Source organism: Phytoactinopolyspora endophytica (genome assembly GCF_004138495.1).
Taxonomy (GTDB): domain Bacteria; phylum Actinomycetota; class Actinomycetes; order Jiangellales; family Jiangellaceae; genus Phytoactinopolyspora; species Phytoactinopolyspora endophytica.
On record NZ_ML142865.1, the window covers coordinates 92,086 to 103,011 of the forward strand.

General features: G+C 66.8%; 11 protein-coding genes. 6 read left to right on the forward strand and 5 right to left on the reverse strand.

All coding sequences use genetic code 11. The features are described 5' to 3' along the window. From ELR45_RS26485 to ELR45_RS26495, 3 genes are all read left to right on the forward strand, one after another. A partial coding sequence (locus tag ELR45_RS26485; protein WP_129669086.1) for a GNAT family N-acetyltransferase occupies positions 1-299 on the forward strand: 299 nt, incomplete at its 5' end. Between the two features lie 62 nt (positions 300-361). Then, positions 362-1,417 carry a tRNA (adenosine(37)-N6)-threonylcarbamoyltransferase complex transferase subunit TsaD gene (gene tsaD, locus ELR45_RS26490; RefSeq protein WP_129669002.1) on the forward strand — a complete coding sequence of 352 codons (1,056 nt, stop codon included), beginning with the start codon at positions 362-364 and terminating at the stop codon, positions 1,415-1,417. Between the two features lie 130 nt (positions 1,418-1,547). Beyond that, positions 1,548-3,218 carry a glycoside hydrolase family 3 protein gene (locus ELR45_RS26495; protein ID WP_205857321.1) on the forward strand — a complete coding sequence of 557 codons (1,671 nt, stop codon included), beginning with the start codon at positions 1,548-1,550 and terminating at the stop codon, positions 3,216-3,218. Positions 3,219-3,279: 61 nt separating this feature from the next. On the opposite strand, the gene ELR45_RS26500 is transcribed toward ELR45_RS26495, so the two are convergent. From ELR45_RS26500 to ELR45_RS26520, 5 genes are read right to left on the reverse strand one after another with little or no spacing between them, the layout of a single operon-like run. Then, on the reverse strand, positions 3,280-3,927 hold the full coding sequence (locus tag ELR45_RS26500; protein WP_129669003.1) for an ATP/GTP-binding protein: 648 nt from the start codon (positions 3,925-3,927) through the stop codon (positions 3,280-3,282). After that, the gene (locus ELR45_RS26505) at positions 3,908-4,285 is read right to left on the reverse strand and encodes a DUF742 domain-containing protein (RefSeq protein WP_129669004.1); all 378 of its coding nucleotides are present in this window, start codon (positions 4,283-4,285) and stop codon (positions 3,908-3,910) included. The genes ELR45_RS26500 and ELR45_RS26505 overlap by 20 nt, the downstream gene beginning before the upstream one ends. 9 nt (positions 4,286-4,294) lie before the next feature. Continuing rightward, entirely contained in the window at positions 4,295-4,726 is a 432-nt protein-coding gene (locus ELR45_RS26510; RefSeq protein ID WP_129669005.1) for a roadblock/LC7 domain-containing protein, read from the reverse strand. Between the two features lie 16 nt (positions 4,727-4,742). Beyond that, positions 4,743-7,370, reverse strand: coding sequence for a sensor histidine kinase (locus ELR45_RS26515; protein ID WP_129669006.1), 2,628 nt, complete (start codon positions 7,368-7,370; stop codon positions 4,743-4,745). Between the two features lie 19 nt (positions 7,371-7,389). Further along, entirely contained in the window at positions 7,390-8,133 is a 744-nt protein-coding gene (locus tag ELR45_RS26520) for an MHYT domain-containing protein (RefSeq protein ID WP_129669007.1), read from the reverse strand. Positions 8,134-8,474: 341 nt separating this feature from the next. Between ELR45_RS26520 and ELR45_RS26525 the strand changes: the two genes are divergently transcribed. The 3 genes from ELR45_RS26525 to ELR45_RS39180 all read left to right on the forward strand — a co-directional run. Beyond that, the gene (locus ELR45_RS26525; RefSeq protein WP_205857322.1) at positions 8,475-9,677 is read left to right on the forward strand and encodes an ABC transporter substrate-binding protein; all 1,203 of its coding nucleotides are present in this window, start codon (positions 8,475-8,477) and stop codon (positions 9,675-9,677) included. Position 9,678: 1 nt separating this feature from the next. Beyond that, positions 9,679-10,530, forward strand: a complete 852-nt coding sequence (locus ELR45_RS26530; RefSeq protein WP_129669008.1) for an ABC transporter permease — start codon at positions 9,679-9,681, stop codon at positions 10,528-10,530. Continuing rightward, positions 10,531-10,926, forward strand: a 396-nt coding sequence (locus tag ELR45_RS39180) for an ABC transporter permease (protein ID WP_205857323.1), incomplete at its 3' end; no start/stop codon positions are given.

A 10,926-nucleotide genomic window follows, 5' to 3' on the forward strand; every position in this document is an offset into this window, starting at 1 on the left:
TGGGCTACGCCGGACTGCGGGCGCCCAGCGTGGCAGGCGAGCCCGCCGACGTGCAGACCATCGCCGTCGCCCCGGAGCATCAACGGCGCGGGATCGGGTCGATCCTGATGGATGCGCTGATCGGCGAGGCCCGGGCCCGCGATGCCGGCTCGCTCATGCTCGAGGTCCGCTCCGATAACGACCCGGCGCTGGCGTTCTACGCCAGGTACGGATTCGGGCGCATCGCCGTCCGGCGGGCGTACTACGGCGGCGGGCGCGACGGCCTGGTGATGCGCAAACGACTTCCCAAGCGCCCATGATCATCAACGGTAAGACGGGTCATGGCGCGGCCAACGGTTGATGATCAAGGGGAAGGGCGATAATCGAACTCGTGGCAGAGCAACCGCTGATCCTCGGCATAGAGACCTCGTGCGACGAGACCGGTGTGGGTCTAGTACGCGGTACTACGCTGCTGGCCAACGCCGTGGCCAGCAGCGTCGACGAACATGTCCGCTTCGGCGGGGTGGTGCCGGAGGTGGCCAGCAGGGCACATCTCGAGGCGATCGTCCCGACCCTGGACCGCGCGCTCACGGATGCGCAGGTCACCTTGGACGACGTAGACGCCATCGCGGTCACAGCCGGTCCAGGCTTGGCGGGGGCGCTGATGGTCGGCGTGTCGGCGGCGAAGGCCCTGTCTATCGCACTCGGCAAGCCGCTGTACGGCGTGAATCACCTCGTCGGTCACGTCGCCGCGGAGCAGTTGGAGAACGGGCCGCTCACCGAGCCGGTCGTCGCGCTCCTCGTATCCGGTGGACATACCGAGATCCTGCAGGTCACCGAGATCGCGAACGCCGCCGAGCTGCTCGGGCAGACACTGGACGACGCGGCCGGCGAGGCCTTCGACAAGGTCGCGCGGCTGATCGGGCTCAAATATCCCGGCGGTCCGCACATCCAGCGCGCGGCCGAGGAGGGCGACGCGTCCTCGATCTGGTTCCCGCGTGGGCTGACCAGCCAGCGCGACATGAGCCGGCACCGTTACGACTTTTCGTTCTCCGGATTGAAGACCGCGGTGGCCCGCTGGGTCGAGACGGCCGAGCGCGAGGGCAGATCGGTGCCTGTCCCGGACGTGGCGGCGGCGTTCCAGGAGGCGGTCGCCGACGTCCTGACCCGCAAGGCGGTGCTCGCCTGCCGTGAGCGCGACGTACGCACCATGGTTCTGGCGGGCGGAGTCGCGGCGAACTCGCGGATCCGGGATCTGACCCGTGAACGATGCGCCGAGGCCGGCATCGAACTACGGCAGCCCAGGCTGTCACTGTGCACCGACAACGGCGCCATGATCGCCGCGCTCGGTGCCGCCGTGGTGGAGCACGGACTCCCGCCGAGCGGGCTCGAGTTCGCCACCGACTCGTCGCTCCCGGTCACCCAGGTCGTGATCTAGACGAACCGTGCGAGCCCGGGCCCGACGGCGCTGCGTGTTCACCCGTGGCAGACTTCGTCGGGTGGGGATCAACGAATCTGTGCGACGTCGTGAGAGGCAGGTGCTGATGTCCGGGAGGGGGACGCCTTCCGTGCGCGTGGCGGTTGCGGCCGTGATGATGTCGGTGCTGGCGGCAGCGTGTGCGTCGGACGATTCGTCGTCGGTGGCGAGCTCGCCTTCCACCACCCCCGCCGCGGAGTCTCCGTCGGCCACGCCGGAACCCAGCGGCACACCGTCCGGGGAAGCGGACGAGACCCCGACTCCGACGGACCAGGAGACGTTGCCCTGGGGACCCACCGAGGAGGAGTACGCGGAAGCCGAGTCGATCGTCGCCGACATGTCGCTCAGTGAGAAGGCCGGCCAGGTGATCATGGCCGGATACCAGGGGCTCGAACCTCCGACGGACCTCATCGCCGAGCTGAACCTGGGTGGCGTGATCGTCATGGGGGACAACGTCGGCAGCCTGGAACAGCTCCGGCAGGCGGCCGCGGAGGTCCAGGACGCCGACAGCCGTGCATATCCGGTGATGGTGGGCGTCGACCAGGAAGGCGGGACCGTCGCCCGGGTGCGCGAGCCGGCGACGGAGTTCCCGACATACATGACGCTCGGTGCGGCCCGAGACTCCGAACTGACGACAGACGTCGCCCGCGCGAGCGGGGACGAGCTGCGCGCGCTCGGCTTCACCATGACCTTCGCGCCGGTCGCCGACGTCACCTCCGGCCCGGACGACCCGACCATCGGTAGCCGAGCGGCGTCGTCGGATCCCGGCCTGGTGGCCGAGACGGTGGCCGCGTCCCTGGACGGGTACGCCGATGCGGGGATCATCGCGGTGCCGAAGCACTTCCCTGGCCATGGATCGGTTCCGGCGGACAGCCACGAGGAGTTGCCGGTCCAGGAACGTACCCTTGGCGAGCTGCGGGAACTCGACTTCGTGCCGTTCGAGGCGGCGGTGGACGCCGGCGCACCGGCCGTCATGGTCGGGCACATCGACGTCCAGGACGTGGACCCGGGCGTTCCGTCGTCCCTCTCGGGCGACGTCATCGATCTGCTCCGGGCAGACCTCGCGTTCGACGGCCTGGTGGTGACCGACGCCCAGGACATGGCCGCTATCACCGAGACGTACGGCGCCGGAGAGGCGGCCGTGCGTGCGCTCGAAGCCGGCTCGGACCTCGTTCTGATGCCGGCCGACGTCGCGGCGGCGCACACCGCCATTGTCGACGCGGTGGACGAGGGACGCTTGACGGCTGAGCGCCTGGACGAGGCCGCGACACGCGGGGTGGCGGTCATGCTGCACCAGCAGGCGGCCGGCGACGGACCGGACGAGGACAGCGTCGGCTCGCACGACGAGCTCTCCTACCGGGCGTCGCTGGAAGCGGTGACGATCGCGACGGGCGCGTGCTCCGGACCGTACGTCGGGGACTCGATACAGATCACAGGCGGCGACGAGCAGGACCGGGCGAGGCTGACGGAGGCGGCGGAGGAAGCCGGTCTGAGTGTCGGCTCGGGCGAGGCGGTCCGCCTTCTCGGCGGAGCGAGCGGCGGCTCCGGCGATGTCGTAGTGTCGTTGGATACACCGTACGTGCTCGGCGAAAGCGACGCATCGACGAAGGTCGCCCTGTACGGGCGCACCCCGGCCGCGTTCCGTGCGCTGGTCGACGTGCTGCTCGGCGAGGTGACCGCGCATGGGCGGCTACCCACCGATGTCGATGGCGTCGATCAGCTCGGCTGTCCCAGCCCGCCGCAGAGCACTAGCTCGCCCTGAGCCCGTCCGGCTGGGCACGCGCTCAGGGCCGTCTTACCGGAGATCGAGGTCGGTCTTGCTCTCATTGCCGGAGTGGCCGTTTGGGGAGTGCGCCACCCGGCTGGGCCGAGGACAGTTCCGCGGGACGTGGATAGCGCTGACTGACGTGCTCGACGAGCTTGATCAGGACCTGTTTGCCGGAATCTTTCTCGCGTGCGTCGAACAGGACGACGGGCGTGTCCTTGTCCAGGTCGAGCGCATCGCTCACGTGGTCGATCTGGTACTTCTTGGAACCTTCGAAACAGTTGACACCGACCACGAACGGGATGTTCCGGTGCTCGAAGTAGTCCACGGCCGGGAAGCAGTCCGCGAGCCGGCGGGTGTCCGCGAGCACGACCGCGCCCAGCGCGCCCTGGGTGAGCTCGTCCCACATGAACCAGAAGCGGTCCTGGCCTGGCGTGCCGAACAGGTAGAGGCAGAGCCCGTCCCGGATGGTGATCCGTCCGAAGTCCATCGCCACCGTGGTGGTGGTCTTGGCCTCGACTCCGTTGAGGTTGTCGACGGGTTGGCTGGCGCCGGTCAGAGCCTCCTCGGTGTGTAAGGGACGGATTTCGCTGACGGAACCGACCAGCGTGGTCTTACCCACACCGAATCCCCCTGCGACGAGGATCTTCAACGCCACGAGGGGATTAGCGCCGTTGACGCTTGGCTTAGAGTGCACGGAGGCCATCGAGGACTTCCTTGAGAATATGGCTGTCTGGCAGCTGAGTGGGCTGGATGGGGTGACTGATGGTGATGTACCCGGCGCCCAGGAGGTCGCCGAGCAGGACTCGCACCACACCCAGGGGCAGCCCGGCCTCGGACGCGATGTCCGTGACGGTCTGGGGCAGGCGTTGACAGATTCGAAGGAGAGTCAGCTTCTCCGGAGAGAGCATCGGCGCGTCCGGCACCATCGGGCTGGCCTCGATGGTCGCCATCAGGTCGAGGGAAGTCTCGCCGACGCTCCTCGCGCGTCCCGCCGTCATGGCGTAGAGGCGCACGAGAGGCCCGGCCTCGTCGTCGTACCACTGCGGAGTCGAGTCACTCATCGGTAGGCATCACTTCGGTGCGGAGGCGGGATCCAGCTGCTCCGGTCGCGACGGCACGTAGAGGTGCTCGTGGACCTGCTTGACCAATCTGGCCATCTCGTAGGCGATAAGACCGATGTCTGCGTTCGAATCGCAGAACACCGACAGGCATGAGCGGTCCCCGGCCGCGACGACGAACAGGAAACCGCCCTCAAGCTCGACCATGGTCTGCACGACGCTTCCGGCCTCGAAGTGTTGCCCGGTGCCTTTGGCGAGGCTGTGGAATCCGGAGGCTATGGCGGCGAAGCGTTCCCGGTTCTCCCTCGACAGCTGGCTTGATGCGCCGACCGGCAGGCCATCGCCCGACAGCACGACCGCATGGCGGATCTGCGCCACGCGACCCACGAGGTCATCGAGCAGCCAATTGAGCTCACTCGATGTCTGCGTCGGCTCGGTCATCATTCTCTCCCTTGTATGGTCATGATTCATCCTTCTCAGACTGCCCGCGGAGCCATCCGTTCCGCAGTGCTGAGAGTGTGGCACGAGCTTCCTCTGGGGAACGAGACAGATTAGCGCTTTCGCCTGAATTCGCGTTCGGCGGCGGAGGCGGTGGGCTGTTCCGTAGCTCAGGGCGGAGGCTGGCCTTGCGGACCCGGCGCGGCAGTTCGTCCAGCTCTCCATCCGCTGGTGGCTCCGCAACAGACGTCTGCGCCACGTGGTTGGGTTCGTGCGCAGGCCGGTCAGGCTGTGCACCCGTCCCGGACACGTGGTTGACGTTCGGTGCCGGATATCCTGACGGACCTGCATGATTCGGCTGGGCGACATGGTTGGGCGGCGCCACCGGATCGGGTGGCATGGTCTTCTCGGCCGGCGAAGGCTGGTCGGCCGGTGGTGTCCTCGGTGCCGGCAGCGCGCCGACGGCGGCGAGCTGCGTCTGCTCGATGGTGACCGTAGCCTCCGGCCGCTGCAGGCCTTCGGGGGCCGGCGCGGTCCGATCGAGCAGGTGGTTGGGGACCAGCACGATGGCCGTGACACCACCGTATGCGGAGCGCTGCAGCGTGACCTCCACATTGTGCCGGCGCGAGAGCCGGTTGACGACGAACAGGCCGAGCTGGTCGGCTTCCAGGAGGTCGACCTGGTCGGTCTCCCTGATCCTGCGGTTCGCGTCCTCCATGGCCTGTTTGCTCATCCCGAGGCCGCGGTCCTCGATCTCCAGCGCGAGGCCGGTGCCGACGAGCTCGCCCCGGACGGTCGCGTGGGTATGCGGCGGCGAGAAGATGACGGCGTTCTCCACCAGCTCGGCGATCAGGTGGGTGAGGTCGGCGACGGCGGTACCGGAGATGCGGACCTCGGGCACCGCGGTGACCTCGACTCGGGTGAAGTCCTCTACCTCCGCGACAGCGGCGCGCACGACGTCCATCATAGGAACCGGGTTACGCCATCCGCGCGCCGGCGCCACGCCAGAGAGGATGATCAGGCTCTCCGCTTGCCGGCGCATGCGAGTGGTGAGGTGGTCGAGCCTGAACAGGTCCTCGAGCTGGTCCGGGTCCTCGATCCGGCGTTCCATGTTGTCCAGCAGAGAGAGCTGCCGGTGCAGCAGCACCTGGCTCCGGCGGGCGAGATAGACGTACACGCCGGAAATCCCCTTGAGGACATCGGACCGTTCGATGGCGGCCTGTACGGCGGATCGGTGGACCGCGTTGAGCGCCTCCGCAACCTGGCTGATCTCGTCGTCGCGGAGCTCTACCTGCGGAGCCTCGGTCTCGAGATCGACCTTCTTGCCGGAGTTCAGCTTGCGCAATGTGGCCGGTAGCTTCCGGCGGGCCAAGTCCATCGCGGAGTTGTGCAGCCCGGCGAGCTCGACGACGAGGCCGCGGCCGATCAAGACCGAGATCAGCAGCGAGAGCATGACACCGACCAGCCCGATGAGGACCGCGATGCCGGACGTGCCGAGGACGTCGAAGCCGAAGAGGTTCGCGTCCTGGGCAGCGATCGTGGTGACCCGGGCCTGGCCCGCGGCCAGCTGGTCTTGCACCGTGCGTGAGTCCTCGACCCATTCGTCCTGTGACACCGCGCCGACGATGGTGTAGCCGGCTTGAGAGAGCAAGATGTCGTCTTGCAGGCTCAGCAGATCCTGGTACGCGTCACTGTTCAGAATGTCGCGGTAGGCCTCTTCAGCCGACGGGCGTGGGTCGTCGATCTCGGTCCAGAGCATGGCCCGGGAGTTCTGGATCGCTTCGGTGAGCGACGCGTACTGGGCCTGGGTCATGACCTCGGCATCGTAGGCCGCCAGCATGACGGCGTCCTGCTGAGCCACCATCTCCCGGGCGAGCGAGAGCTCCAGCACCACCCGGGGATCGAAGTCCACGCCGGGTGCGTCCATCTGGGTGAGTACACCGGTGACGTCGAAGGCGTTGCCGATCGTCTCCGAGTAGGCGTCGAACGCCACCAGCCAGCTCACCTGGCCGTCGACGATCGCCTGCCGGACCGACGGCAGATAGTCGGCCGTGGCGACCAGGGAATCGATACGCCCGGGGAGCCGCTGGTCGAGCTCCGCCGCGTCGGTGCTGCTGTCGGTGATCCCGGAGCTCAAGGCGGCGACGGCATCGTCCGTCTGCTGCCCAGCCGCTTCCAGCGCTTCCGTCCCTTCGTCTGGAATCGTCAGGTACCTGGCCGCGGCGACCCGTTCGGCTTGGACCGCCGTGACGTAATCGTTGATGGGCGTGAGCAGAGTGTCGTTGACGTCCTTGAGCTGCTGGAGCTCCGACACGTTCTGGGCTGTCGTGACGGTGGCGAACCCCCACAGGGCCATCAACGACATGACCGGGACCATGAGCACCATGACGATCTTGGCGCGGATGGACCGGGGGCCTCGGGAACCGGATGGTTTGTCCCGGCCCATCGCCATTCGCCGGGAGGCGTGCCGTCCGGACCGAGGTGTCCCCTCCTCGTCTCCCGCCGTCACCTGGTCGTCGTGCGAATCTGCGTCGCTCTGCTCGGCAGTCTCGCTCTCACCGGGTAACTCGTCGCTTGGCTGAGCGCCATCGCCACGGGCCTGGCCGTTGCCACCATGCTGGTCGTACGCCTCGTCCTGGCGTTCAGTCATAAGTTGCCTCGTTCAGTTGCTAGTTGGAACCTCGGCCCTGTGCGGCCACGGGAGTGGTGGCAGCGGCAACCCCTCCGTGCCGGATGGGGGAGAGGGCGACGAAAGCCGAGCTCAGGAACAGGAATGAACCGAATACAACGATGAACGGGAAGATGAACTCTTCCGCACTCGCGCCAGGAAGGACCGACGTTCCGGGGGTGACATCCAACTGGAGGCCGATGAATCCCGTGTACTCCGCGGCGGTCGCCGCGAAGCCCATGAGCAGGGCTGCGAAGGCCGTGCCACGGAAGCTGGTCGTCAGGAACGCCACCATCAGCGCGAGGGTCGCCACACCGACCGCGATGACCACGGATACCACCATCGGCACCGGGTCGTAACTCAGCGTGCCGTGGATCTCGGCGGCGAACATCCCGACGATGTGCATGCCGGCGATGCCGATACCGACGAGGATGCCGCCGAGCACGACGCCCCGGGTCCGCGACCTGTCTCGGCCGACGGCGAAGACGCCTGCTGTCACCACCACGACGGCCACGAGCAGGCTGAGCAACGTGAGTGGTATGTCGAAACGGACCGGCGTCCCATCGACGCCGAAGCCGAGGATCGCGATGAGATGCATGGTCCAGATGCCGGAGCCGATGGCCACAGCTGCCGTCAAGAGCCACCGGTAGGCGGTTGCTCCACGGCTGTCGAGGGCTCGCACCAGGCATCGAAAGCCCAGGCCAGCGCCGACACACGCCATGACGAACGCCACGATCGCGGTCACGGGGCCGTATTGAAAGAAATCGTCCAGTTGCTCCACGCGCAGCCCTTTACCTAGCGAACCCCCGTGCTTTAGCCGGACACACTATGACAAATCCGCCGGTCACGATCAAGGTCTAGGCGAAGATTCTTCGGTCTTGCGTGTGTGCTAGACAGGATCCGGCGAACGGGGGCGCCGGTCCACTGTGAGCAGGCTAACCGTGTTTCGTGATCTTGGGGGTAGCGGGCCAATCGATGGTTGACACCGGCAGATGGCCGCCCTAGTGTCAAACGTTCTGGGGTCAAATCGGACGTTTTTTCCACTATTGCGAAATTCTGGTTTACCTGCGCCAACAAGGAGGTTAAGTGTCTCGTTCTGCGCGGTTACGAACGGCGCTCGCGGGCAGTGCAGCGGTCTTGATGCTCGTTGCTGCCTGCGGGTCTGACGACGATGACTCTTCCGACACCGATACGTCGGCGCAGGAAGACAACGACGATGGTGAGGACGGCGGTGAGGACGGGGAGGAAGAACTTCCTGAACTGACCGAGCTGACCGAGGTGACCGTCGGCTATGTGTCGGCGGTCGACCAGATGGGTGCCGCCATCGCATTGGATATCGGCTTCTACGACGAGCTCAACCTGGATGTCACTCTGGCGCAGCCGTTCCCCACCGGCGTGGACGCGCTCAACGCCCTGGACGCCGGCGACGTCGACTTCGTTCAGGTGGGAACCCCGAGCATCGGTGCGGTGCTCGAAGGGATGGATCTCGTCTATCTGGGCAACTACTCCGGAAGCTCCAGCCAGCTCGGCATCGACGAGACGATGGCCATGGTGGCCACGGCTGAGTCCGAGATCGACCCCGATGACATGTCGACACTCGCCGGCCGGAGCATCGGCGTGTCGATCGGCTCGATCAACCACATGTACCTGCTCGGCATCTTGGAAGAGGCCGGCATGTCACCGGACGATGTCGACATCGTGAACACTCCTCCGCCGGAGATGGCGGTGGCGATGGAGACCGGCAGCCTGGACGCGGCCATCGCGTGGGACCCGTGGCCGATCACGATCCGGGAAGAGGTGGACGGCGTTACCGAGGTGGTCCGCGGTGGCGGCTACATCGCCTACATTGGCTACATCGTCTCTACCCGGGAGTACGCTGAGAGCAACCCGGAGACGGTCGAGGCCATGCTGACCGCGCGCGCCGCCGCCGACCACTGGATGCGGGAGAACCCCGGCGAAGCGGCCGACGTCACCACGCGGTGGGTGCCGGACACCGAGATCGAGGTGGCCGAGGAAGCGATGGAGTACAACATCATCCAGCTCGACCCGAGGTTCTCGGCATGTAACTACCTGGCGCTGGACACGACCATCGAGTTGTTCAACGACATGGGGACCATTGAGGACAGCTACGACGTCAATGATCACTTCATGCCGGGTCCGATCCTCAGCGTGATGGAGAACTATCCCGAGCTCTTCGACGACCTGCCGGAGATCCCCGAGGAAGCACAGATCACTCCCGACTACACGTTCGCACGCAGCGAAGCCGAGAGTGCATGCCCCGAGGGCTGACATGACCTTGCGACCGGCCGTCCCTGCGAGGACGTCCACGAGAACGGCGCCGCCGACAGCCGTGCGGGGCGGGCAACTGTCCCGCCGGCTGAAGGCGGCCTTCTGGTTCGTCGTGCCGTTCGTGGTGCTCATCGTGATCTGGGCGGTCGTCGTGGAGGTGTCCGGCGTCGAACGACGGACCTTCCCTCAAGTCACCGACGTGGCCCGTGCGTTCGGTGACATGTGGTCGAGCGGCGAGCTGTTCACCCATGCCGGGGCCAGCCTGGGCCGGATGGGGCTGGGTGTGGTCGCCGCGCTGCTGACCGGCATCCCGTTCGGAGTCCTGCTGGGGTCCAGCCGGGTGGCGGCGGCCTTCTTCACGCCGTTGCTCCGGTTCTCCGTGGCGCTCGCCGGGATCGCCTGGATACCGTTTGCCACCCTCTGGCTCGGCTACGGTGAGCGGGCGGTCATCTTCATCGTCTGGAACGCGATGTTCTTCGCGCTGGCCTACAACACGATGCTCGGCGTCCAGCGCATCCCAACCCAGCTGATCCGTGCCGCCCGGAGCATGGGCACACCGCGGCACCGGATGTTCGTCGAGGTGCTGCTGCCAGGGGCGCTGCCGAACATCGTCACCGGCCTGCGGGTCGGGCTCGGCTACGGCTGGCGAGGTCTGGTCGCGGCGGAGATCATCGCCGCCAGCGCCGGCCTCGGATATTCGATCTTCCTGGCTCAGAAGTTCTTCCGCACCGACGTCATCATCGCGTTCATGATCCTCATCGGGGTGCTGTGGCTGATCATCGATCGGGGCCTGCTGGCGCCGCTGGAACGGCGGACCGTCGAGCGGTGGGGTATGAAGGCGGTGAACGTGTAGATGGCGAATCTTACCGGATCGCAGTCCCAAGCCCGCCCGTCCGGGGCGGCCAGACGGAGGTACTGGCTGCGGCGCGCCGGTGACAGCCGCCTGGTGCGCACGTTCGGCCCGTTCGTGCCGGTCCTCTTGGTGTGGTGGCTCGTGGCAGAACTCGAGCTGTTCTCGACGGCGTTCTTCGTCGGCCCGGGCACCGTGATCGCTGAGTTCGACGAGATGATCCGGAAGGGCATCCTGCCCGCCTACCTGAGCGACTCGCTGGAACGGCTCTGGTTCGGCGTCCTGTTCGGGCTGCTGATCGGGATCCCCGCCGGGTTCCTCGTAGCGATGTCACGGTGGGCGCGGAGGCTTACCTGGCCGCTGCTCATGTTCTTCCAGGCTATCGCCGATATCGCCTGG